Annotated in this window: 24 protein-coding genes; 4 read left to right on the top strand and 20 right to left on the bottom strand. The window is 64.6% G+C overall.

Translation table 11 applies throughout. The annotated features are described in order from the left end of the window. The first annotated feature begins 24 nt into the window (after positions 1-24). Both CS1GBM3_RS00530 and CS1GBM3_RS00525 read left to right on the top strand, forming a co-directional pair. The gene (locus tag CS1GBM3_RS00530; protein ID WP_072389950.1) at positions 25-786 is read left to right on the top strand and encodes a hypothetical protein; all 762 of its coding nucleotides are present in this window, start codon (positions 25-27) and stop codon (positions 784-786) included. A 117-nt stretch (positions 787-903) separates the two neighbouring features. Continuing rightward, on the top strand, positions 904-3087 hold the full coding sequence (locus CS1GBM3_RS00525; protein WP_072389947.1) for a CHASE2 domain-containing protein: 2184 nt from the start codon (positions 904-906) through the stop codon (positions 3085-3087). Positions 3088-3110: 23 nt separating this feature from the next. Here CS1GBM3_RS00525 and CS1GBM3_RS00520 read toward each other — a convergent pair whose 3' ends face one another. Together CS1GBM3_RS00520 and CS1GBM3_RS00515 are read right to left on the bottom strand one after the other, a co-directional pair. Further along, entirely contained in the window at positions 3111-4106 is a 996-nt protein-coding gene (locus CS1GBM3_RS00520; protein ID WP_171946398.1) for a FecR family protein, read from the bottom strand. Positions 4107-4334: 228 nt separating this feature from the next. After that, positions 4335-5258, bottom strand: a complete 924-nt coding sequence (locus tag CS1GBM3_RS00515) for a cation diffusion facilitator family transporter (RefSeq protein WP_072389940.1) — start codon at positions 5256-5258, stop codon at positions 4335-4337. Between the two features lie 220 nt (positions 5259-5478). Between CS1GBM3_RS00515 and CS1GBM3_RS00510 the strand changes: the two genes are divergently transcribed. Next, the gene (locus tag CS1GBM3_RS00510; RefSeq protein ID WP_072389937.1) at positions 5479-6324 is read left to right on the top strand and encodes a metal-dependent hydrolase; all 846 of its coding nucleotides are present in this window, start codon (positions 5479-5481) and stop codon (positions 6322-6324) included. Between the two features lie 46 nt (positions 6325-6370). On the opposite strand, the gene CS1GBM3_RS00505 is transcribed toward CS1GBM3_RS00510, so the two are convergent. From CS1GBM3_RS00505 to CS1GBM3_RS00480, 6 genes are all read right to left on the bottom strand, one after another. Next, positions 6371-7000 (bottom strand): TetR/AcrR family transcriptional regulator, encoded by a 630-nt coding sequence (locus CS1GBM3_RS00505; protein WP_072389935.1) that lies wholly within the window; start codon positions 6998-7000, stop codon positions 6371-6373. A 332-nt stretch (positions 7001-7332) separates the two neighbouring features. Then, positions 7333-7992, bottom strand: coding sequence for a TadE/TadG family type IV pilus assembly protein (locus CS1GBM3_RS00500; protein ID WP_171946397.1), 660 nt, complete (start codon positions 7990-7992; stop codon positions 7333-7335). A 16-nt stretch (positions 7993-8008) separates the two neighbouring features. Then, positions 8009-8608 carry a TadE/TadG family type IV pilus assembly protein gene (locus tag CS1GBM3_RS00495; RefSeq protein WP_083566920.1) on the bottom strand — a complete coding sequence of 200 codons (600 nt, stop codon included), beginning with the start codon at positions 8606-8608 and terminating at the stop codon, positions 8009-8011. 537 nt (positions 8609-9145) lie between these two features. Further along, positions 9146-9553 (bottom strand): hypothetical protein, encoded by a 408-nt coding sequence (locus CS1GBM3_RS00490; RefSeq protein WP_072389926.1) that lies wholly within the window; start codon positions 9551-9553, stop codon positions 9146-9148. 24 nt (positions 9554-9577) lie between these two features. After that, on the bottom strand, positions 9578-9874 hold the full coding sequence (locus CS1GBM3_RS00485; protein ID WP_072389923.1) for a hypothetical protein: 297 nt from the start codon (positions 9872-9874) through the stop codon (positions 9578-9580). Between the two features lie 153 nt (positions 9875-10027). Next, a complete protein-coding gene (locus CS1GBM3_RS00480) occupies positions 10028-10714 on the bottom strand; it encodes a M15 family metallopeptidase (protein ID WP_210186190.1) in 687 nt (228 codons plus the stop codon). 130 nt (positions 10715-10844) lie between these two features. Here CS1GBM3_RS00480 and CS1GBM3_RS00475 point away from each other — a divergent pair, with 130 nt between their 5' ends. Continuing rightward, complete coding sequence (locus tag CS1GBM3_RS00475; RefSeq protein WP_072389918.1) at positions 10845-11552, top strand: class I SAM-dependent methyltransferase; 708 nt, start codon at positions 10845-10847, stop codon at positions 11550-11552. Here the strand turns inward: CS1GBM3_RS00475 and CS1GBM3_RS00470 are convergent. The 12 genes from CS1GBM3_RS00470 to CS1GBM3_RS00415 form a co-directional block, all read right to left on the bottom strand. Then, a complete protein-coding gene (locus tag CS1GBM3_RS00470) occupies positions 11549-12217 on the bottom strand; it encodes a hypothetical protein (protein ID WP_139247707.1) in 669 nt (222 codons plus the stop codon). The two genes, CS1GBM3_RS00475 and CS1GBM3_RS00470, sit on opposite strands and share 4 nt — an antisense overlap. Continuing rightward, the gene (locus CS1GBM3_RS00465) at positions 12214-14148 is read right to left on the bottom strand and encodes a hypothetical protein (protein ID WP_072389912.1); all 1935 of its coding nucleotides are present in this window, start codon (positions 14146-14148) and stop codon (positions 12214-12216) included. Before CS1GBM3_RS00465 ends, CS1GBM3_RS00470 begins: the two co-directional genes overlap by 4 nt. Positions 14149-14162: 14 nt before the next feature. Continuing rightward, positions 14163-14666, bottom strand: coding sequence for a hypothetical protein (locus CS1GBM3_RS00460; protein WP_072389909.1), 504 nt, complete (start codon positions 14664-14666; stop codon positions 14163-14165). After that, complete coding sequence (locus tag CS1GBM3_RS00455) at positions 14667-14945, bottom strand: hypothetical protein (RefSeq protein WP_072389906.1); 279 nt, start codon at positions 14943-14945, stop codon at positions 14667-14669. Then, positions 14942-15523, bottom strand: coding sequence for a hypothetical protein (locus CS1GBM3_RS00450; protein ID WP_072389903.1), 582 nt, complete (start codon positions 15521-15523; stop codon positions 14942-14944). Before CS1GBM3_RS00450 ends, CS1GBM3_RS00455 begins: the two co-directional genes overlap by 4 nt. Next, a complete protein-coding gene (locus CS1GBM3_RS00445; RefSeq protein ID WP_072389900.1) occupies positions 15523-18264 on the bottom strand; it encodes a phage tail protein in 2742 nt (913 codons plus the stop codon). The genes CS1GBM3_RS00450 and CS1GBM3_RS00445 overlap by 1 nt, the downstream gene beginning before the upstream one ends. Next, a complete protein-coding gene (locus tag CS1GBM3_RS00440) occupies positions 18261-18698 on the bottom strand; it encodes a DUF6950 family protein (protein ID WP_139247706.1) in 438 nt (145 codons plus the stop codon). Before CS1GBM3_RS00440 ends, CS1GBM3_RS00445 begins: the two co-directional genes overlap by 4 nt. Beyond that, positions 18670-19257 carry a hypothetical protein gene (locus CS1GBM3_RS00435; RefSeq protein ID WP_072389894.1) on the bottom strand — a complete coding sequence of 196 codons (588 nt, stop codon included), beginning with the start codon at positions 19255-19257 and terminating at the stop codon, positions 18670-18672. The genes CS1GBM3_RS00440 and CS1GBM3_RS00435 overlap by 29 nt, the downstream gene beginning before the upstream one ends. After that, positions 19257-19907, bottom strand: a complete 651-nt coding sequence (locus CS1GBM3_RS00430; protein ID WP_072389891.1) for a hypothetical protein — start codon at positions 19905-19907, stop codon at positions 19257-19259. Before CS1GBM3_RS00430 ends, CS1GBM3_RS00435 begins: the two co-directional genes overlap by 1 nt. Next, on the bottom strand, positions 19907-22489 hold the full coding sequence (locus CS1GBM3_RS00425; RefSeq protein WP_072389888.1) for a tape measure protein: 2583 nt from the start codon (positions 22487-22489) through the stop codon (positions 19907-19909). The genes CS1GBM3_RS00430 and CS1GBM3_RS00425 overlap by 1 nt, the downstream gene beginning before the upstream one ends. Positions 22490-22579: 90 nt before the next feature. Beyond that, positions 22580-23041 carry a gene transfer agent family protein gene (locus tag CS1GBM3_RS00420; protein WP_072389885.1) on the bottom strand — a complete coding sequence of 154 codons (462 nt, stop codon included), beginning with the start codon at positions 23039-23041 and terminating at the stop codon, positions 22580-22582. Beyond that, on the bottom strand, positions 23041-23490 hold the full coding sequence (locus CS1GBM3_RS00415; RefSeq protein ID WP_072389882.1) for a phage tail tube protein: 450 nt from the start codon (positions 23488-23490) through the stop codon (positions 23041-23043). The genes CS1GBM3_RS00420 and CS1GBM3_RS00415 overlap by 1 nt, the downstream gene beginning before the upstream one ends. Positions 23491-23499 lie beyond the last annotated feature (9 nt).

Genomic DNA, 23499 nt, shown 5'->3' with positions numbered 1-23499 from the left:
CTCGCCACAGGGGAGCACGCCGCAATGGTTTCGATCGATCAGACGGCCGGGTCCGCAGCCGCAACACAAAGCGCCGCCGAAATCCGCATCTACGCGCATTCGCCCATCCTCTATTGGTGGGTCATCTGGGCCTACGGCTATGTCTGCGCCGCGCTCACCTATTTTCAGGGTGAGCGCATCACGCTCAGCGAAAGCGCCAAGCCGATCTTCATTCACACGAGCCCGTGGGTCGGCCTCTCCTTCACGCTGCTCTTGCTGCTCGTCATCGTCGCTACCTCGGTTCGCGCCCGTGGCATCAACGCCCTTCTCCTCCTGCTGCTTCTCGGCGGCGCAGCTACCGGCTTCTATGTGGTGATGAACACGCCGGGCCTTTGGACCACCGCGCCGTCGCTGCTCTTGCACATGAACCTGGCGTTCTACCTACTCCTTTCCACGGTGCTGTTCGTGGTCTGGTTCGTCATCGTCTTCACCGTCGACCGGCTGAGCTACTGGCGCGTGCGCGGCACGCAGGTCGAGCGCGTGCAGCTCTTTGGCAGCGCCCTCGGCCGGGCGCCGGAGAGCTGGTCGGCGCTGCACATCCGCCTCACTCGCTACAGTGACGACCTGATCGCGCACAAGATCCTAGCGCTCGGCTTCCTCGGCCTCGGCACCAGCGATATCGAGGCTAAGGTCTCGATCTTTGGGGGTGGCCACGAGCAATTCCGCATCGAGAACGTCTGGCGGGCGGCGACGCCATTGAAAGCGGTGCAGGCCGCCATGGGTCAGAAAGCAACCGTCGTGATTTGACGTGCGCGCGGACCACATCCGGGGTTGAATGCCGCTCATTGTCAGCTCGCCCTCGGAGTAGAACGCAGTGAGCACCCTTCCGGCATCACGCCCCGGACGAACGCGCGCGGGCTCGCAATGACGCTGCGCCACCCACCCCTGCTCATCATCCTGACGGCCGCGGTGCTGGCGCTCGGGGTGGCACTACGCATCTTCGATCCGAGCCCGGTCGCGCGCCTGCGCCTGTCCGTATTCGACACCTACCTCACCCTCAAACCGCGCGCGGCCGACCCAAACTTCCCGGTCCGCATCGTCGACATCGACGAAGCCTCGCTGGCAAAACTCGGCCAATGGCCCTGGCCACGGTCCGAGCTGGCCCGCATCATCGAGCGCCTGGCAGACGCCGGCGCCAAGACGATCGCCATCGACCTCATCCTCGCCGAGCCGGACCGGCTGTCGCCCGCGGCGCTGGCACGGCAGGCCGAGGCCAGAAGCGAGCTTGCCCCCATCGTCGCCGAGCTGGCCGCGCTCCCCTCGAACGACGCGCTCCTCGCCCGCGCTCTGGAACGTGCGCCGGTCGTGCTTGGCATGGCTGGCGATGACTCGACGGCGCGTCGTCCCGCGCCACCCAAAGCGAGCTTCGCCATTGCCGGCGATGATCCCGTGCACTTTGTGCCGCGCTTCGCCGGCGTCATCGAGCCGCTGCCCGAGCTCGCGAAGCCGGCCGCCGGCATCGGCGCCGTGAACTGGCTCCCTGCCGCCGACCAGATCGTGCGCCAGGTTCCCCTGCTCGTATCGATCAACGGCGTGCTGAGCCCGACGCTCTCACTCGAAGCCCTGCGCACGGGCGCCGGCGAGACCACGGCCTTCGTGCGCTCGTCGGGTGGCAGCGGTGTTTTGAGCTTCGGCCAGCAGACCGGCGTCGAAACGGTTCGCGTCGGCAGCACGGTGCTGCCGACGGCGAGCGACGGTCAGCTCTGGCTCAACTTCGCGCCGCCCGATCAGCGCCGCTATGTCCCCGCGCACACGATCCTAGACGACACCTTCAAACCTGAGGACATCGCAGGCCGCCACATCCTGATCGGCGCCAGCGCCACCGGGCTTCTCGACTTGCGCGCAACCCCGCTCGCCGCCTCGGTGCCGGGCGTCGAGATCCACGCCCAGGCCGTCGAGCAGATGCTCTCCGGCGAGCACCTCGTTCGTCCCGCGTTCGCGACCGGCGCCGAGATCCTGTTCTTGCTCGCCGTGGGTGCTCTCGTCGCCGGCTTGATCCGGCGTTCGGGCGCGCTCGCAGCAGCCGGCATCGGCATCGCCGCGGTCGCGCTTGTCGGAGCGGGCTCGTGGCTCGCCTTTTCCCGAGCCGGCCTTCTGTTCGACCCCGTCTACCCGTCGCTCGCCCTGCTCGCGGTCTATCTCACGGGCTCGCTCGTCTCGTTCGTGCGAACCGAAACCGACCGCGCGCGCGTCAAGCGCGCCTTCGGCCATTACTTGGCCGCACCGCTCGTCGAGGAGCTGGCCGCCGACCCGTCGCGGCTGAAGCTCGGCGGCGAGACGCGCGACGTGACGCTGCTGTTCGCCGACGTGCGCGGCTTCTCCGCACTCTCCGAAGGCATGGACGCGGAAACGCTGATCCGCTTCGTCAACCGCCTCTTCACGCCGCTGTCCGACACCATCCTCGAGCACCGCGGCACCATCGACAAGTTCATGGGCGACGCCGTCATGGCGTTCTGGAACGCCCCCGTGCCGGATGCCGCCCATGCCGCGCAGGCCTGCCGAGCAGCGCTCGCCATGCAGGCCGTAATGGATCGCCTGAACCGCGAGCACGCGGCAGAGAACGCCGCCGCGGGCGTGCCGCATCGCCCGATCCGCATCGGCATCGGCCTCAACACGGGGCCGTGCTGCGTCGGCAACGTCGGCTCACCCCAGCGCTTCGACTATTCGGTGCTCGGCGACACCGTGAATGTGGCCTCCCGCATCGAGGACACGACGAAGCTCTACGGCGCACCTATTATCATCGGCGAGCACACGGCCCGCGAAGCAAAGGACTTTGCCTTGCTTGAGATTGACACTGCGGCGCGGCTGCGCGGCAAGGAGCGCACCGAACGGTTATTCGCACTCATCGGCGACGAGGCGACGGCAACTTCGCCAGCCTTCGCACGCCTCGCGGAGCACTATGCCGCCCTACGTAAGGCCCTGGACACGGGCGACTTGGCTGCCGCGGCCGCAAACATCCTTGCCTGCCGCGAAGCCGCACGCGCACTGACGACGCTGCCGCTCGACGGCCTCTTCACCTATTACGAAACAGGCCTCAAGCGGCCATAGCGGCCCGGGCCGCCGCCGTCGGCTCAGCGCCCGCCGTCGGTCAGACTACCTCCTCTACCGCCGGACGGATGCTTGTTTCCGCCGCGATGCTTGCCGCCGCCGATGCCGCGCCCGATCCCGCCGCCGATGCCGATCACGATGTCCATGCCACTCACGATGTTGCCATCGCCGGAATCCCGCTTCTTGGCGGTGCGCGTCTTCTTCTTCGGCTTCGTCTTCTCTTGGGTCTTGGTCGGAGTCCGTTCGGCCCGTTTCTTCGTGGGCTTGGTGGTCTCGGTCCGCCTCTTCGTCGGCGGATCGGCCTTCGGTGGATCGGTCTTCGGTAGCGCGCCGAGAATGATGACATCGCGCGTCAGTGTCGGTGTCGGATCAATGCTCGGCGGCTGGGTCACGAACGGGAAGGCATTGTCGAACGGCACGCCGTCCTTGTCGGAAAGCGACGCCCACCGGCTGGGCGGCCCTACATCGCCGTCCTCGGAAATGCGGATGAGCTTGCCCGGCTCCGTAAGGTCGCGGCACTGACCGCGCGCGTTGCAGACTTGGATGGCGCCTTCAAGCAACAGCAGCCACGACTCGCCGTTATCCTCGACATAGACGTCGAAAATCGTGCCGCGCACGGTGATCGCGGCCGACGGCGTCTTGATTACATAGGTAGGCTTCTCCGCCACGCCGGTGATGAAGCGGAACGAGCCCTTCACCAGATCGAGCACGATCGAGCCCTTGGTCTTGGCCGGATCGTAGACGAACTTGTCGAGCATCAGTCGTGCGCCGGGACCGAGCGCCAGTTTTGTATCGTCGTCGAGCTTGAGCTCGCTCGATGCATCGAGACCGACTTCGATCTCCTCATCCTGGTGCACGCGGTCGCCGTTCTGGAGCGTGCGCGTATCGCGATTGAATGCTGCGGTGACGAGGTTGACCACCACGAGCGCCGATCCGATCGGCTGCTGCGACGCGGCCTGGAGCCCCGAAACCGGCATCAGCATCATGAGACAGAGTACAAGGGCCGAGGCGGATTTCATGACAGCCATCCTTCAATGGGGGACCAAAGGCCGCGAGACCGCATAGCGAAGTGGACTCGCGTAGGCCTGAGGGCCCGAAAGCGGCGTGACCCCGAGCTTAGCCTATATTGCAGTCGGCGGACTATCTCGAAAAGCATTCCGGCCGCACTGCACCACTCTGAAACAGAGCACTTGAGCCACCCCCGCGCTGTTCCCTACGGAACAGGCTGCCCCGCGTCCGCCACGGCCTTACAGCGGGATGGTCCCCCTGGCGTGATCCTTGGCCTTATGCTCCGGCTCCACGTGGATGACGACCTCCGAGCCGTCGATCGCAGCCTCGATGGCAGCTTCCAGCCGGTCGCAGATCTCGTGCGCGGCGTTAACCGTCATGTCGCCCGGCACGACCAGGTGGAACTCGATGAACGTGGCCCGCCCGGCCTGTCGCGTACGCACATCGTGCGCCTCGAGCGCCCCGTAGCCGCTTTGCCGGATCGCGTCGCGAATTCGCGTCTGGATCTCGCTGCCGGCCGCCTCGTCGAGCAACCCGCTCATCGAGGAGACCACGATCTTCGAACCGCTCCAGAGAATGTAAGCCGCCACCGCGAGCGCAAGCAGCGGGTCGAGCACATAGAGCCCCGTAACCGCAACGAGCACGAGCCCTGCGAGGACGCCGACCGAGGTCATCACATCCGTCAGCAGGTGCCAGCCATCCGCCACCAGCGCGGGAGAGCGCCGCGCACGCCCCTGCCGGATCAGGAACGTCGACCAGCCGCCATTGAGCGCCGTGGCGAAAAGGCTGACGGCCATGCCAAGCCCGAAATCCTCGATCGCCCGCGGCCGCACGAGCGCATCGTAGGCTTCACGCATGATCAGGATGGCAGCAACGATGATGAGCGCACCCTCGAGCACGGCGGAAAGATATTCGGCCTTGTGGTGGCCGAACTGATGCTGCCTGTCCGCCGGCTGGGAGCTGACGCGGATGGCGATCAAGGCCGCGATCGCAGTCACGAGGTTGACGATGCTCTCGAGCGCATCGGAATAAAGCGCCACGCTGCCCGTCACCAGGTAAGCCATATACTTGAGGCCCATGACGGCAAGCGCGACCGCAATGCTGCCGGCTCCGATGAGCTGCAGCGTGCGGTTGGAGCGATCATTTGCCGACGGGGCTGACATGCGCGTGCGACCCTTTTTCGGAGACGTCCGGTGGGAGAGTGTGAGTGCCACGGCCTTCTGCCAGAGATCGTCACGGGGCGCCACTCTCGCGTGCCGGCCCATTTTTGCGACACGGGCTCGCCCCGTTATCCACACCGATTGCGCGCCTGAGCCTCCCGCGCAGCAAGCGAATCTGGTCCCAAGAGCCCAGCGGGCGTCGCGGGATGCACGAGGGCGGCGCATGGCCCCTTCCAGGGAGAGCGACGCCATGGCCAATTTCACGACCCACATTGCTGCGGGGACCCTCGTCTCGGGATCGCTCGCGACGCTGACGCTGGCAGCGGACGTCATAGCGCCGGAGAACCTGATCCCGGTGACGCTTGCCGGCGTTCTGGGCTCCGTGCTCCCCGACATCGATCTCCGCGAAAGCCGGCCGAGCCGAGCCATGTTCGCAGGCCTCGCGATCTTCTTTTCGTTCGCGGTGCTGTTCTCAGTCGCCGATCGCTACTCGATCGCCGAACTGTGGCTTCTCTGGCTCGGAACGCTAATCCTGATCCGGTACGGACTGCACGCCATATTCCACAACGCCTCCGTCCACCGAGGCACATGGCACTCGTTGATCGCAGCCCTGTTCGCCGCCGCGGCAACGGCTGTGGTCTTCGGCAACGTGCTCGACCGCCACGCCGGCGTCGCGTGGCTCGCGGCCGCGTTCATGTTCGTCGGCTTTGTCGTGCATCTGATCCTGGACGAAGTCTACTCGGTGGACATCGCGGACCGCCGCCTCAAGAACTCATTCGGCACGGCCCTCAAGATCGTCGACCGCCGCTACCCCTATGCGACCGCGGGCATGGCGGCTGCGCTCGCGCTCGCCGTATGGCTAGCCCCCTCCCCGACCCCGTTCTTCACCGGCCTCTCCTCGCGTGACATGTGGGCCGAGCTCAACGCGCAGCTGCTGCCGAAGGAGCGCTGGTTCGGCCTCGTGAAGCTGCCGAGCTTGGTGGCCGAGACCGAGCCGCCGGCCGAGGCCATCACCACCGGCACCCTCCCGGACAGCGAGCCTCAGCCTGAGGCCCCGCCATCCCGGTAAGAGGACTGGCGGCAGCCTTGCCCGCTCCGTAAGCTCAGTAAAGCAATCACCGATGGGGAATGGCCTCGGCCGACCGCGTGCGCGGCTCGAGCCCGCTGAGGTAGGTGCCGACCAGGTCATCGACGAGAACGCTGGCATCGTCGGCCGTAATCACGGAGAGCTTGTCCGCCGCCGAAAGGGACGCGATGCCGTGGACCCCGGCCCACAACACGCGCGCCGAGCGCTTTACGGCCTCTGGATCGAGCTCCTGCGAGAACGGCAGCAAGGCGTCCTCGATCATGCCCATGAGCGCCTCGAACTTCTGCCGGTACGAGTCCGGCACGTTCTGCGAGGCGGGCACATGGTGCTCGAAGAGCAGGTTCCAGAGCTTGGGCTTGCGCGCCGCGAAGGTCAGATAGCAGTTCGCTAGCTGATGGACCCGCTCGCGCGGATCATCGCTCTCGGGCACGGTCGCAAGCGCAGCCAGCAAATCGTCGAGAAGCCTGCCCTCGATGGTCAGGATCAGATCATCGAGGTTCTCGAAGGAATTATAGAGGGTGCCTGGGGAGTAATTGATGCGTCTAGCGATTTCGCGGGCGGAAAGCCCATCGAGACCAGATTCCTGAATGAGACTGGTCGAAGCATTAATAATTAGCTCGCGCAGCTCTTCCGCGGAGTGAAGAGATCGACGGCCCATTGAGTTTCTCTCGCGCCTATAGTTCGAACGGCTAACGCCGGCCGAATACCAACCTGAGCCGTGCCGCACAGCGGCCCGGCACGCTAAAGACCCTTGAGCTTTCCTTCTCGTTGCGGCCGCATAGTCTACTGGCACGCACCGCCCCTCGATCCACGGAACCGTTAAAAGACGACTTCGTTCCCTGATCGCGGGCGAACGGGACCAAAAACGGGACCCGCCTCGTGGGCAGCATACTGAATGTCGCAGACGGTCGCAACGCTCGGCCGCTGCCGCGAGAAACGAAAGCGTGCGGGCAAGTTAGCTTCCCATCACCCCGAGCAGATCCCTGGAGCTTAAGAGCTGAAGCAGGTCGAGGTCATACAGACCTTCTCGCGCTGGCTCGGACTTTGCGCCTTGTCGTAGAACTCGACGCATCCCTTGCGCGGGCTGGCATAGGCCGTGTCTTTCCACTCGACGCCGCTCATGATGAAGCTCCCGAACAGCGGCGTGAACTGGTAGCTACCTTCGACCACGATCAGGCTGGTGCCCTCCTTCAGAAACCCGGCCGCGAGGGGGTAGGACTGGCACCGGGCGGGCAGCGCCCCGCCATTAAAGGCGGGCCGGTGCTGGGCCGCAGGATAGACGCGCGTGATGCTGGCGTTATCCATGCTCGAGCGCACCGGAATGAGCGAGATCTTAAGCGGCCCCGCATCGTAAGGGCTCATCATGAGCTCTGCGATGTCGTAGATCGCCGTGACATCGTCTGCCGTCAGCTCCTCCTCGCGCGCGACGAGGTCCGCCACCGTGTTGGTGACCACGGTAAGGCGCCGATCGATCGACACCGCCCGCGTGATTTCCACCGCCCCGATCAGCATCAGGATGAGGATCGGCGCAATCAACCCGAACTCGAGCGCCGCCACGCCGCGCGCGTCTCTGCGGAAACGCCTTACCCCTCGCAGAAGGCGAAACGCGAGCACTCGCTTCCGACCGCTTGTCACAACGTCATCGCTCACGATCGGCTCCTCGGGCTCATTCCGGGTAGGGTTCGGACTGGAACGCCGCGACGGCCGAAAGCACGGGCCTGCCCTGCGCGGTCGGCGTCGGAGAGAGCAGGTTCCAGATTTTCTGCCAGAGCACGAGCCCCATGTCCCATTGGTAGCAGGCGCTGACCACGACCCGCTGGCTCGCCCCGCCAGTGCGGGTGCCAAGACCATCGCCATCGTCGCCTTCGGCAGGCGTGAGCTGCCCGTCCGTCACGCAGCTCGTGAGCGGTGAAAGCCCGGCAAACGTCTCGCTGCTCTTGATATGAATGACCAGATGCTCGTCGCAGGAAATCAGGCGCCCCGCTTCACTGCAGAACATTTGGCGGAAGTCGCCGAGCGTCAGCCCGTCCTTGAGCACCTCTCCTGTCCTGATCTTCCGGGAGGCCGCCTCGACGCCATGCTCGAGAAAATGCGAGGTCATGAACTGCAGGCCGATGGTCATGATGCCGAGCACCAGGACGAAGAAAGGCGCAGCCACGATCGCAAACTCGACCGCCGTCGCACCCCGCGCATCGGCTTGGAACCGGCGGCCCATGCCAAGTACATGGCGGCGAACGACCGCAAGATATAAGTTGCTGCTGCGCATGAAGTCCAGACGCCCCGTCGAACGGCCGTCAGGCTAGCTCTGCGCCTATATAGGAATGGTTGACGCCCGCTTGCGGCAACCCACGACGGTAAAAAACCGGTTAGCCCGCCTCGCATGTGGGCCTGCACAGCCAAGCGCTCGATCGAGAAGCTTGAGCAGGAGACGAGCCGCCATGCGGCCTCGCCATCGACATCAATATGGTGCGGTCGAGAAGACTCGAACTTCCACGGGTTGCCCCGCTACCACCTCAAGGTAAAGGGCGGTAGTGAAGTGAATGATTTTACGAGCGTTTTGGAGCCGTCCAAGTGCGCCAGAGTGAGGATGCTACACGTCTCCGCAACCTGTTTTGTCCATCGGGGACAAAGGGGCTCAGACGCAATACCGCCCCCGCCACCGTCCCGGGGGCGGTCGGAACGGCAGCGGGGGCGACAAGCGCTTCAACCGCGGTGCGGTCGCGGGCGCGCTATCCCGTCGGGAAGAGGATCAGAGCCAGGGCGGCACCGGTGGCGAGCGAACAGGCAGCGATGAGCCCGAGCTTTACGGTGTCAGGCCAATCAAGCCCCGCACCGTCTCGGCGTTGAGACCCGCCGTCAGAGCCGCCACCAACCAGATGATCAGCACCGCCAGCGTGCCGAGAGGCGGCAACACCGCTGCCAGGGCCGTCAGCAACGACGTGAGGCCGCTGAGCAAACCCGCCGTGCCCATAGGCGGCTGGCCCGACGGCTGCGTCGTAGAGGCGGACTGTTCCAGGCGCTCCACCCTCCCCTTGAGGTCCGTGATGCGGGCGTGGGCGTGATCCATCTTGCGGGAGCCCTCCTTCACCGCGTCGAGCGTCATGGCCTGCCCCGTCTCGAGGCCGCCGAGGCGGCTCTCGATGCGAAGCAGGATTTCGCCCGGCGAGGGCATGCGCCAACTGTGCTGGCCATTCGGGCTCTGATCGAACATAGGCGTGGTTCCCCATGGCCAGCCTCACGACGTCTTCGGTGTAGGCTTGGTGGGCGGCTCGTCCGTGCAATCGGCGTGATATCGCTTCGGCTTGCCCTTCGTGACGCTATGAATATAGGCCCGCTGCTTGGCGATCTGGCGTTGCTGCCAGCACGGCGCGTCGGGGCTGTTCTCGACTTCGGGCACGTTGCGCAGCACCGAGGCCGCGCTGACGGACGCTTTCTTCTCAGCCGTCGCGATACCCAGGGTCTCGCACGCTGCCAGGAACGGGCTTACCGTCATTATCAGAGCCACGACGGCCCAGCTCTTGAACTTTTGCATTGTTGCGCTCCGTTTCAACGTGCGCGCGATCCTCGCCGCGCTGCTCAGCCCTTTCGATACGCACGTAGTCCCACACAACCAACGCCAAGACGGCCGCCGCCCCTGCCCCGATGGGGATCAGGCGCGCGACGAGCCAGGCAACGATGCTGCCGATCATGCCGCCCTCCGCTTCTCTGCGATGGCATCGACGGCTCCACCGATTGTTGCCTTGATCTTCGGCCAATAGAGCGTGCCGGCAATCCAGCCACCGATCATGACGACGATGGTGGGATTGCCCCAGACCCACGAGCCGAGATCGATGGCGGTCTGACTGAAAACCTTCCACGCAGTGAAAGACGTGAGGTCGGGCGGAGCCGGGATCTTGTCTGCGTTCTCGGCAATGCCAGCGCCGACACCAACGCCCGTCGTGACGACGCCCGGCTTCGACGTGGCGACGTCGACGGCGGTTTCCTTGATCCGCGAGACGAAGCTCATTCCGGTCTCGGGATACGCCTTCCAGTCGAGCTCGAAATGGGGCGTGTCGCGGGATTTCCAATCTCCGCCCCAGGTGATCGGCACGCCGAGCTCGGCCGCGGCGCCTTTCATGACCACCGCGATGTGATCCATGTCAGGGATGTCGTATTTCCCGTCGGGGTCGACGACATCGATCGCGTGGCCGTTGAGGTGCCGGGAATTGAGCGTCCAGCTCTTGCCCGCCGCCTTGAGCTGCTTCTGCCGCTCGATCGTACGCACGCCCTCCGTTACGATGAAGGGCTCGCGCTCGGCGGCCAGCTTCACCACCCGCACGAGGTCAGGATGCACCCCCTGCAGGTTTTTGAGACTTCGCTCGTTCAGAGCCATCGTCACCCCCAAAGAAAAAGGGCCGGCGAGATGCCAGCCCTGACAGAAATGTGTGGAGAACAGCATTGCTACTGTCCGCCTACTGCACCTAATGTTTCCGTATACGAACGCTCCAACACGAGGACGCACGATGCAGCCGCTCAAGGCCTTGGTTCCGGTCAGGCTCAAGAAGGCAATCAAGCGCCTCGTCGCGCCCCGGCAGCCCAGCCGCTCCGTTTCGCTCTACACGTACCGAAAGCCCGACGGAACCTTCGATCTCGACCGCTATCGCGAGGTCCAGATCGCCGGCAACAAGCGCAAGCTCGATTGGGTCTTTGCCGATGAAGACACGATCCGATTCATCAGCAGCTACCTGCGCAACTCCTCAAAGATGCCGGTTCGTGGCCTGTGCCACGGCACGCGGCGCGGCCTCGAGCAACAGTGGTTCGCCGACCACCTAGGCGCGGAGATGATCGGTACCGAGATCTCCGATACCGCAGATCAATTTCCACGCACGGTTCAGTGGGACTTTCACGAGCCGCGCGCTGAGTGGGAGGGCCGCTTTGACTTCGTTTACACGAACTCCCACGACCACGCCTACGACCCGGAAAAGGCGCTCAACACGTGGGTCGACCAGCTCGCGCCGGGCGGCTGCGTCATCATCGAGCACACCTCGGAGCATACCGCTGGCCACTCCAATGAGCTTGATCCTTTTGGCGCCGATCCGGACGTGCTGCCCTACCTGATCCTGCAATGGGGCAAGGGACGATACGCTGCGACCGAGGTGCTCATCCCGCCCTTCACGAAGCCAAGCGGGCATTCGATTTGGCTGTTCGTCGTCCGCCGCGTCGATGTCTAGGCCCAACTCGCGGCCGTCATCATACGCTGAGTTGCGCTGCCGGCCGTGACGATGTGATCTTCATCGCGTTCGATGAGCCCGGTCCACAGGAAGTTGGAGCCACTATTGTTCACCGAAACCGTTCGTCCGGTCTCGGCAGCCATACCCTCGTCACCGGCCGCGATGGCGTAGTACGCTCCGGAGATACGGCCAATGCCGGCCGCAAGGGCAATTCCTCTAGCCGGCACGTTGAGAGACAGGGATGCGACCCCAGAGGTCACGCCAGCGTTATTCGTATGAAATGGGGTCAGGCTAGCAAGATTGTTCAGGCGATAGACGGCTGCCACGAAGCACTGATCAACGTTCCCCGCCATTGTGACGGCAATCGCCCCGCTTTCGGCCGGCACCTCGGCAACGTAGAGCCAAGTCCGATATTGCGTCGCAATGGCTGCGGTTTCGATCAGCGTGGCCGCGACGCCCCCGATAGTGATCGAGTTTACCGTTGGCGTAGACGTTCCAGAGGCGGCAGATAGCCCGACGGCAACAAGGCTGCGACCTCGAGCCTGCCCGAGGTTGATGGCGCCCGTGTTCCAACTTGCCGCCGTAACAGTCGAGAAATACTGATCGAGGAAGATCAGCCGCGCCGGACCATACCGTGAGGTCATACCAAGACCAAACCGGCTCATGCTGCAAGGCTCCCGACCAACAACCACGTATCGGTCCCGGTCTTGACCAGCGTTCCTCCGGAATACTGCGTGGCCAATTTCTTCTGGGCGACCTCGCTGTTGATCGTCACGCCAGAGCCTTGAGCCAGGGTCACTTGGCCCGCGCCCAATTGCGCGATGTCAATCTGTGTGCCGACCGGGAACGCCACGCTGCTGTTTGGTGGCACCGTGACCGTGATGGCTCCTGCGTTCGAGAACGTGCATAGCTTCCCGGCGTCCGCCAGCACGAAGGTGTACGTCGTGCCCGTCTGCGGATTGACCTGCCGCGTTTTGGGCGTATAGACGACTGCTGCGCCGGCTGGATGCACGGCACGAACGCTGTCGGTGCCCGCTGCGGTCTCTGCCGCAGTAGCTAACTCGACGATGCCAGAGAACGCTTCCGTCGCGCCGAGCGCCGCTAAATTGGCCGGCGTGATAGCGCGCGCGGTGTCTGTCTTCGCCTGCGCCTCCGAGTTCGTCGCAAGCTCGACGATGCCCGGCGCGGCATCCGTGGCAAGGTCGACGTTGGCCTGCAGGATGAGCCAGTTCGCGCCGACAGCGGCGTGGTTGCCGCTCGCGGATTCGTCCACAAAGCACTGGATCGCGTCCCCAGCCTGGACGAGAGGGCCGGCCGCACCGCCGATCCGCCCCGCCCCTGTCACACGGTACGTGTCGCCGGCATTTGCTGCCGGATAGTCCGGGTTGGCGGCGCAGTTGATGCCGCCCTTAAGCGCCGCATAGTCGCCGGCCGCGAGCACATCCGAGATATACTTCTTCGTGCTCTGCTGCGTCGGAACAGCCGTCGCGCTGTCCGAGGCGAAATCGTCCTCGTCGAGTATCCTGACGCCGCTGTCGCCGAGCGCTTCGCCGCTGGCATCCGCAAACGTCGCAATGTTACCGGCGACCGACGATCCGGCGCCCTTCGCGAGGCCGGGAACATCGAAGCCATTGAGGTCCAGATCGCCGCCAAGCTTCGGCGCCGTGTCGTCGAGCAGCGCCGCCATACCGTCGGCGCCCGTGTAGTTGTCCCAGGTGCCGCCGGTCTTGTAGATGCGTTCACTTTCTGTCGTGGTGTTGTAATAGCGGGTGCCGACCTGCAGCGCGTTGCCGTTATCGTCCACCGTAGGATCTGCGGCTTTCGGCGTCAGCAGATACGACTGCAGCGCCGTCTGCACGCCCGCCGCGGCCGTGGCCGCGCTCTCGGCGTCCCCCTGGCTGTCCGCTGCAGCATCGGCCGACAGCGAGGCTGCCCCGGCACTGGCAGATGCCGCCGAAGCAGCCGCCTCCGCATCGTCCTTGGCTTCGATGGCGGCATCCCGCGCCGCTTCGGCTTCTGGCGTCACGTCACCGACGAGACCGGAGATGTTGATGTTCCAGCTCGCGCGCGTCTGGCCGGTGCCTGTCGCGAACACCACGTCGACAATCAGCGTCTGCCCGACGAGCGATTTCACGACGCCGTTCATCGTGTGCGATGCTTCTTCGCCGGGCACCGTCGATGAGATGTTGAGCCGAGCCCCCGAACCGATTGGGAGAGCCGTATTGACGATGAACGTCTGTTCTCCCGTGCCGATCTCAACCGACGAGAGCGAGGTCATGGCGTAGCCGCGCTGCACGCCCTCGATCAGCTCGGAAACGCGGGCATTGAGGTTGGCGACGTCGCCCCAGCCCGGCGAGACGCGGTGAATTTTGTAGGCGACGCCACTGTCTGTTGCGCCCTCATAGTCATCGATCAGCTCAAAGCCGGTGTTGGTGATCTCAGCGGCACCGATGGCGCGCAGAATGCCGTCGTCGAGCTGCAGGAGGTCGCCCGGCTTGACGGCAATCCCGAACGCGGTCCCGACGCCCGTCACGACCTTTGAGCCGTTCTCAAGCGAGATCGTGCCCGCGCTATAAGGCAGGAGATAGCTGCTCATCGGTGTTCCCGAGGTTAGGTGAAGAGGCCGGTCTTGAGGTTGAAGGCGATCTGATGCGCGACGATGGTGGCGCTGCCCGCACGCATCGCTTCCATCACGAGGCGCTTTTCAAGGACGACGTCAGTCCCGTCGATGTAGAAGCGATAGGCGACGACGGTCGTGATGTAGTGGCGATAGATGCCGCCCGGCGGGGGTGCGAATAGGTTCGGTCCCGTCAGCGCCCAGATCAGCGTGCCGCCGAGGTAGGTCGTCCAGCGCTCGTAGCCGATGGCGTTCGCGCCGCTAGAGCCTGTGAAGTAGACGGAGCCGATGACGTGCGTGCAGTCGGGGTGGCAGGTGCCGACCACTGACGTCGTGGTCTGGTTGATGCGGCTCGGCTGCGAACTCTGCGACGCGTAGCTGCGCGACCCCGTGATCAGGGGACCAACGCGGTGAAATAGACCGTCGTCGGTGTCGAGACGCAGGTCACCATCCTCATTGGTGATCCGGAAGCGCCCGCTGTTGGCCTCAAGACCCATCTAGAGCACGATGTTCGTTGGCGTGTTGGTGATGCTGGAGGGCGGCGGATAATCCCCGCTATCATCCTCGCCCGTCACTTCGTAGGCACCGACTTTGAACCGCCATCCGACATTGTACGTAAACGTGTCTTGCGAGCGCGCCGCAAACGCGATGCTCGGACCTGCGAGTAGCGTTGTCAAATGCGTCCCTGACGTCTCCCGCAAATAGCGACGGTCGCTGTCAAACTGGCCGGCGTTGAAGACAACGCGCTCGGGCGTCATGAGGATCGTTTGAGTCATGTGGACAGGATCTCGTCGGTTACCCACACCGTGACGGGCAACGTGATGGCAGGCATGTAGATGCCGGAGGCATTCGCGTTGCCACCGCTCGCCCACCGCCCCACAACGCAATATTCGAACAGGGCAACATTGGTCCCATCAGCTCCGAGCGTGACCCACCGCGCCCATGGGTTCTTGCCGTCGCCAGATGGCGCTCCGCTGCTGCTCGACGAGCGAACACCCATTTGCACCGGGACGCTGCCGGTAAAGGCGACATCGACGCCGCCGATGTTCACTGAACCGAGCACCCACGGCTGCCCCGAAAGGCCGTGCGCGAACAGGTTGTGCGTCACCACCCGGACGCTATCGCTCGTCCGCCAGCCGTTGACCGCGCCACCATCGCCAGGGTTCCAACTCGTGCGTGCCGTGAAGTTGACGTTACCCGTCCACTCGCTGATGACCTTCGGATAGCCAAGCTCCGAGTGGTACTTCACCCGGCTCAGATGATCGAGCGGATCGTTGAACGGGTCGTCATCCTCACCCGTCCAGATCGCGACCCGGCCATCGGAGCCGCGCCCGCGGAGCGTAACCCGTGCCATCAGGAGGCCGTCGTAAGTTCGAACTCGATGTTGTCGAAATCGAGCTTGAGGTTGCCGTTGGGATTCTCCGGGTTGCTTTGCAGCACGCCGTCGACGTAGCCGGACCCGAGGTGAGCAAAGATCGCCGTTAGCTCGATGGCGGAGATGTAGCCGGCGCGCAGAGCATCGGCCAGCATCTCGCCGTTGAAGACGGTTCGCGACTTCGGAACACCGTCGATCATCACCGTTTCGATGCTGACGAGGCTAAGCGGCTCGCCGTCATTCAGACCAGGGTCAGGGTTCGCGAAGCGGATGGCACCGGCGCCGAGCGTGATCTCGCTCGCGGTCTGCGTGCCGTCCGCAGAGATAAAGAACGCCACCGTGCCGTCATTCGAGGCACCGATCATCCATCGCGAGTTCCCCTCGCTATCGACCTCCATGATTTCGGCAATCGAGTTCGTATTTCCGTCGACAGTCGTCGACAGCGCCGTCAGCGCCGATGCGCTGGCCTTCGACGGAAGGCCGTCGTCCGGATCGAACACGGATGCCTCAAGCACCTGAATGGCGCTCGCAACGTCCTCATCGACCTGCGCGCGCAACTCCACGATGTCCTGCGCCAGGCTCTCCGTGTCCGTCTGGCGGATGATCTCCTGGCGGCGCACGAAGGCGCCCTGCTCGACGCTATCGAGCTGCACAGCCGCGACCGCCTCGGCGATCTGGATGATCTTGTCGTTGAGCTTCGCCCAGCGCTCATTGACCGAGCCCTGCGCCGCCTCCTGGGCCGTGACGAGGTAGAGTTCGAACCGCGTCTGCTCGTCGAGCATCTCGGGCGTGATGGAGCCGGGAGAGACCCCCTGAGCAAACTGCGCCACGCCAACGATCTGCTGCGCCGCTTCTTCCCCGGTGCTCGCCCATGACGTCCAGTCGACACCGCGCACCGGTTGCGTGACGGGGATCGCACGCGCCTCATAGACGATCCCGCCTTGAATGGCGCCCGTCCATGTGTATTGGCCGGTCGAAGGGTCGAGCACGACCACCTCGCCCAGCACGACGGTATCGCCGGCCTTGCGATACTCGATACGCAGGTTGACGACGGTTGCGTCGTCAATCGGCGTCCATGTTGCTCGGACGCCGGGCAACTGTTGCCCACCAATGCCCTCGATCGTGACCGCTTCGATCACAAAGCCGGGCACCGTCGTCAGCGTCGGCCCGCCGCCCGGAAGATCTGCGACCGTATCGTCGGCGATCTCCATGCCGGCTGACCAGTCGTCAATCTCGGCGTCGACCTCTACGAAGTCGCGGCCCGACGCTAGGTCGGCCGCGATCGTCGTGTCGCCGATCATGAACGTGCGCCCGGACCAGCCGCGACGGTTCGAGTTGATCGTGACCCAATCGCCTGGCTCAAGGATAAACCAACGTGCCCGCAGCGATCCCCGCGCCCGGAGTTGACGGCGCGCCTCTCGACGCCGGATCTCCTGCACCCGCTGACCCTGCGTGCGTGAGCGCACCCCTGAGAGATCGAGCGCGCGCGTCCAGCGATAGCCGCCGTCCGCTTCCTCATCCTCGCTCGACGAGCGTGTCGGAAGGGGCACGATGTTGTAGGACCGGGACGGATCGGAGAACGATGCCGAAACGGCATTGGTCAGTTCTGTGCGCGGGCGCCGAGGATCCGCGATCAGCGGCTCGGTGACGATGAAATCCGCGTCCGTCAGGGTCGCCACGCTCGACCGCGATACGCCCGCCATGATGCGATAGATGCCGCCCGAGCAGATGACGTCGCCCGCCATGCCCTCGATCAACAGCTCGAGAGCGTCGCGCTCGGGATTGAGGCCGGGACCGACGTCGACGATGACCGAGCAGCGGTAGCGCGGCTCCGTGCCGCCAGCCGCAAGCGCGATCGTCTCGTCGCAGGCGTTCGCGGCGGCCTCGAAATCCGACATGCGGATTGTGTCGGCGGGCGCGAGAAGGCCCATGAGGAACGCGCCGTTCTGGTAGATGCCCCGGAGAACGTTGTAGATGGCGACTGCGTTGTTGTCCGAGAACTCCCAGGTTGTCGGGTCATTCCAACGATGCGCACCAGACCCGCCCGCGGTATCGTCCTTGCGGGGATCGTAGAGCTTGGCGCCATCGATGACGAAGATGATCTGCGGAATGCCACCCTTGAAGACCTTCTCGTCTTCGGTGGCTTCGACGACCGCATAGCAGACACCGATGCCGCGCTCGTTGTCGGTCCAGCGGCCACCGGAGGCGTTGCGAACCACCGTGTCGACGGTCTGATCCGGCGTGCCGCGATAGAAGCGGACCTTGAGCTTGCTGTCGAAACCACTGACGACGCCCGTCTCGGCGTTCCAAGACCGGAGCTTGCCATCAACCCACAGCTCAGCAAGGCCGTGGCACTCATGGTCCGCGAGCGCGATGACCATGTGCAGGGTCTGATTGTTCGACCCCGTGCACTGCCAGTAAGCGAGCGTGCCAGCCGTCGCCTGCCGGCCGAGGATGACCTGCCGCGGAGCATCCGTCTCGATGCGCAGCGAGAGGTTTTGGCCTCCCTGCGCAGTGCCGCGCTTCCCTTTCGGGGCCAGCGACCGCGAAAGCGCGCTCAGCCCGAATGCCATGCCGGCGTTCAGAAGCGCCGTTCCAACCGTTGCAGCCGCGCCCGTTAGGCCAATCGCGCTCACGATGAGAGTGCTGATCGGGTCCGCAGCGGCCGGGCTTGACCAGCAGACTGCGAACGCGAGCGCGAGCAGCGCGATCTGCATCATACGGCAAACGCCCTTGCAACGAGGCCGCGGGGGATCTGGCAATAGCCCGACAGCGCCTTCACATGCGCAATCGATCCGTCGATAATCATCGGGCAAACGAGCGGGCCGTTATCCTCGGCGAGAAAGCCGAGATCGCCGCGCTGAGCTGCCGATGGGGGGATTTCCGGGAAGCGCGCGGCGACGAGCTCGAGCATCGAGCCGAACCCGGCTTTGCGCACACTCTGAAGCGCGCCTTGAGGCGTGCGGTAGTTCAGTCGTTCGGGGATAGGATCGAATCCCGCAATCGCCTCGACCGACTGCCCGAACAGCGTGGCGCAGTCGCACTCGCCCCATGCGAAGGGGCTCTCGGCGTGGCGACGGACGACCTCCCGCAAAAGAGCAGGCCAGCGCTCGGCGCGCTGACGCCTATTTAGGTCGGACTGGATATTGCTCACCCTTGCGCCCCCAAGGAATTTGCACGTCGATCGCCGCCGCCGTGGCGTACTTGAAGAAGCCATCTGTCGCCGAGACGCGGCGCTGGTCGTTGTCCGACCGCACCCGCGTCGACGACCGGTAGAGGCCCCGGTTATTGCTTTCGACCTCGACCACGATCTCGCAGACGCCATCCGCCACGTCGGAAATCGTCAGATGGTCGAGAAACCCCGAGAAGCGCGGCAGTACATGCACGGCACTGCCCGCTTCGTTCATGAATGCCACCGACAGCACCGTCGGGCGCTGATGCCACGCCACGCCGTCGAGCACGCCCGTGACGGCCGGCGAGAGACCGGAGACGCGGACCTGCACCCGCTCCGCGTCGAGGTTGACCGAGCCGGGCACTTCCTCGACGACCATATTCCCGGCGAGCGGAGCATAGGTCACGTCCGAGACGATCAGCGGATACGAGCCGTTCCAGAGGCCCTCGGATCCACCGTCAAGATCGACGCGCAGCAGGTGGCGGATCGCGAACCGGCCGCTTTCGACCAGCGCTATAACTTCCGGTGGTAGCGTCAGCATCAGATGAGCGCCTGCTGACCGACGAACGAGATCGTGCCGCCCTTGATCGGATTGCGCGGCATCTGCGCTTCGGTCAGGATCATGTCGCAGTAGGGCGTATCGAGCCGCACCGGCACTGCGCCAGCGACAACCGACGGATTGATGATCGGCTCGCAGTAGACCGTGACATCGCCATCGACCGCGACGCCACCCTCGGTGATGCGATGGATGTGCTGACGCGCACCGACCGGGATCGAGAACAAGTCGCCGACGAGCAGCGTGAAACCATCCGGCAAGCCCTCGATCGTCACGCTGTCACGAGAGGCACCGATCGAGGCGAGGTTTCCAAGGCCGTCAAACGGGTCACCCTCGACCGTGAGGCCCGCGAACCCACGGGGGTATGTCAGGGGCCAGCAGTGCCTGTTCGGCCGGCCCTTGAACAGCCTGAGGCCGCCACGGAGACTGTCGAGCCACGCTGCCCACTCCGCATAGGCCTGGCGCGACGTGACGGACGTCCGCCACTCGCCACGCCAATACGGATCGGCGACATCGGCCACATCCGGGGTCGAGTTGCCCGGCAGGTTGCGCGTCTGGACGCGCACGAGATCGAAGGCGCAATCGCCCGTGAAGACCCCACCAAGCGGAAAGGGCCTTGGAAACGTCGGTGCCATCAGTTGCCCTTGATTTTCCGGAATTCAGCGTTGCGCGAGAAGATCTGCCCGACCTCGGCGCGCACCACTTTCTGGATGGTCGGCACGATGTCCGACTTCATCTTGTCGACGCCCTCGGGGGTGCCGTTCTCGACGTTGAAGACGGGCGCCACGGTCAGCGTGACCGCCTGACCCGCCGCTGACGCCTTCGGCATGTCGGGCATGCGCAGCTCGACCGGGATTCTGCGGCCGTCAGGAAGAGGCACGGCGGCCTCCGGACCAGCCTCGCCAAAGATCGACGCCGTGCGGGAGATGCCGCCTTTGGCAAATCGCGGAAGCGGCACCGGCCGACCATTGGCCGCAATGCCGCCCTTGGCGAAGCCAAAGAGGCTGAGCAGCGCGAGGCCGCCCGATGCCCCTTGGGCATTGCCGCCTCGGCCTGTGAGCCCGCCCAGGGCGCTCTCGACGAGCCCTTCAACGGCCATGTCAATCAGCTTGTTGGCGATGCGGTCGAGAGCGCCGGCCAGAGCGTCAGATGCAGATGCACCGTCCTTCATGTCGCGGATGAACGACGAGAGGAACTCCTGGCTATCGTTCTTGAGATCCTCATAAGCCTTGCGCAGCGTGTCGGCTTCCGTGACGGCGCGGGCCAATCCTTCCGAGAGCGCGTCGATTTTGATTAGATCCGCCTCAGTCAACTCGATGCCAGCCTTGCGGGCTTCGTTCAGAAGCTCCTGCTTGGTCCGCATCTTCTCGATTTCGAAGGCGGAGCGGCCGATGAGATCGGCCTCCTGCTTTTCGAGGGCGATGCGGTTCTCAATCTGCAGCATGTCACGCTCGAAGGCGCGGCGCGCCCGGGCTGCGGCTTTGTCCTCTTCGGTAGAGCCCGGATACTTCGGCTTATCGGGGATGGCCCGATCTACGTCGGTGCCCTGCCGCCACTGGCGGAGCATGGCGTTCTCTCGAGCGCGCTCGGACACGCGGTCAAGCACGCCGTCCATGGCCTTCCCGACGGCGCCCGCAGCTTCTCCGATCCAATCGCGCGACAGGTTACCCGCCGCATCGGAAAAGGCCTTGCCAGCCCGCGCGCCGGCACCCGCATAGGCATTCTCGATTTGGCCAAGGTCAGGCGCCACAAGGAAGCCGAACTCGACACCCGGGATCCGGTTGATGCCGGCGATCAGGTTGTTGATGCCGTCGGTGACCGTATCAAGCATCGTCTGCAAGCCACGCAGCATCGCATTGACGGCGTTGACAAGCACCTCGGAGATCGCGGCCGGAATGGACGCCAAGCCCTCGAAGATAGCATCGCGCGCGAAGGCAACGGCACCGATCAGCTTGTTGACCAGATCGCGCACGATGCTGAGCGTGGTCGATGCCGCACCGCTGAGGCCCTCGGGGATCGCATCGATGAGCGAACGGATCGCCGCGCTCGTATCATCGGCCAACACCGAGACCAGCGCTCGGAACGTGTCCTGTAGCGTCACGCCCTGCTTATCAACCGTGCTGAAGGCCTGCCCCCAGGCCGTCCCGAAGTCGGCGCCCTGATTGATCGCATTGCGCATCAGGTCGATGTTGAAATTCATCTTATCGCCGAATAGCTCGGCATAGCCGCCGGCGCCTGCGAGCGCGCCGCCGATCAGGCCGATCGGCCCGGCCGCCGCGCCGATGCCGACTGTCATGGCCGCGATCGATGCGAGGATCCGCGGCGAGAACGCAGTAACGAGGGCAGCGCCAGCAACGAGCGCGCCATCAGCAATCGGCTCGATGTTGTCAGACAACGATTTGACCGCCGCGACGAGCGCCTCGGTCGTCCCATAGGTATCGTCGAGCTTACCGATGTACTCTTCGATGTTGTTGTTGAGGACGAGGAAGCTTTCCTCGATCGTCGCCGGCATCTGCCTGAAGATGCGGTCAACCTTGTCAGCGCCGTCGACCAGTGCACCGAACAGTTCATTGACGCTGAGCTTCCCGGCCGCGGCCATCTTGACGATCTCGCCCTTCGAGACCTTCAGCCGATCGGCGAGCAATTCCTGAACCACGCCGGCGTTTTCCATGACGGTGCGGAACTCGTCACCGTCGAGCTTGCCCTTCTGAAGGGCCTGGGAGAGCTGCAGCATGGTCGACGTCTGCTCGGAAGCCGAAGCCGTGCCCAACTTTAGGGCCTTGGCTACCGTCGTCGTGGCCTTGGCAACATCCTCCTCGGACGCGCCGAGTTCGCGCGTCGCGGCGGCCGTGCGGATGTAGAGCTTGGCCAGCGCATCGTTGTCGATGCGCGCATCGTTGGCGAGCTTGTTGAGTTCGCTCGCCGAGCGCAGACGAACACCGAAGATCTGCTCGCCCGCCTCGAGCGCGCGCGACACGCTGTTCCAGCTATCGGCGTACTCTCGAATTTGCTTGGCACCGAGGTAGGCACCAAGCCCGCCGAGCGCCGTGCCCATGCCAAGCACATTCGTGCGAACGCTGCGATTGGTGGTCGCGAACCGGCGCTCGATCGTCCCGAGACTGCGATCGGTCGCCCGCTGAGCGCGCAACAGATCGCGGTCGTAGCGATCCATGCGAGCCTGCAGTTCGAGAATGTACCGATCGAGGTCAACGGCCATCGCTATTCCATCCCAAGAGCCGGTTTTCGTCCGCCTCAGACATCGGCGGCGGCTTGTCGTCTTCGCGCTTATGCGCGTCGTTCCAGCCTTTTACGGCTGCTGCCCATTGCCAAAGCGAGAGGCGGTCGAGGTCCGCAACGGAGAGCCCGCTGACGGTCGCGGCGGAGGCGTAGAAGTCGGCGGCGACGAGGCGCTTTGGCTCTCCTCCATCGCCGCTTCCTGATTTCCCAGGTCATCAACCTCGAAGCCGAACAGGGCGGCGCCGAGCACCGCGCGAGCCACGGGCAACGCCTCCGCCTTCGGCCGGTCGTCGAAGTAGTTCCTCAGGAGCTGGAGGGCCTTGACGGGCTCGGCGCCGCCACCGATGAGGCCAAGGCGGAGCGTCTCGCGCAGATCGGTGACGGAGTAGGCACCGGTAGCAAGGCGTCGGTAAACGGTGGCGAACGGGGCGTCGCACTTCTGCTCCAGCTCAAGGAGCTGATTGACGGGCAGACGGAACAGATAAGTCCCGTCTGCCCAGTCGATGCTGATCTCAGCCTTCAGGTTACTCATCAGGCGGGCTTCGCAACGCGGGTCGGCTGCTGCGTGAACAGAATGGCGATCTCACCCTGCACCTTCTGACCACGCTCACCGGTCTGGCTCAGCGTCGTCAGGATGGCCGGGCCGTTCTCGTATTCGGTGTCACCGGTCGCAGCGTTGACGTTGCGGATTTTGACGTTCTTCGGCGCCGCCGAATAGAACCAATCGAGCAGCATCTCGTGGTTCTGCTGAGCCCAGACGCCGGAGCCCGAAATGCTGACCGCGATGCTCGCGACGTCGGCCTCTTCGTAGCCGGGCAGGTCTTCGTTGGCGCAATCGGGCACGACGGTCGTATTCGTCGAGGCCGTGCGCTGCACGCCTTTCGACGTCAGGCCGCAGATGACCGAGAACACCTCAGGGTCCTCGCCGTCGCCGACGAGGACCTGGAACTGACCAAAGGTTTCCGTAATAGCGCGCGCCATGGCTGAGAT

The organism is Hyphomicrobium sp. CS1GBMeth3 (genome assembly GCF_900117455.1).
Classification (GTDB): Bacteria; Pseudomonadota; Alphaproteobacteria; order Rhizobiales; family Hyphomicrobiaceae; genus Hyphomicrobium_C.
The sequence above is the reverse complement of the archived record's forward strand: the minus strand, read 5'-3'. Positions and strand labels throughout refer to the sequence as shown.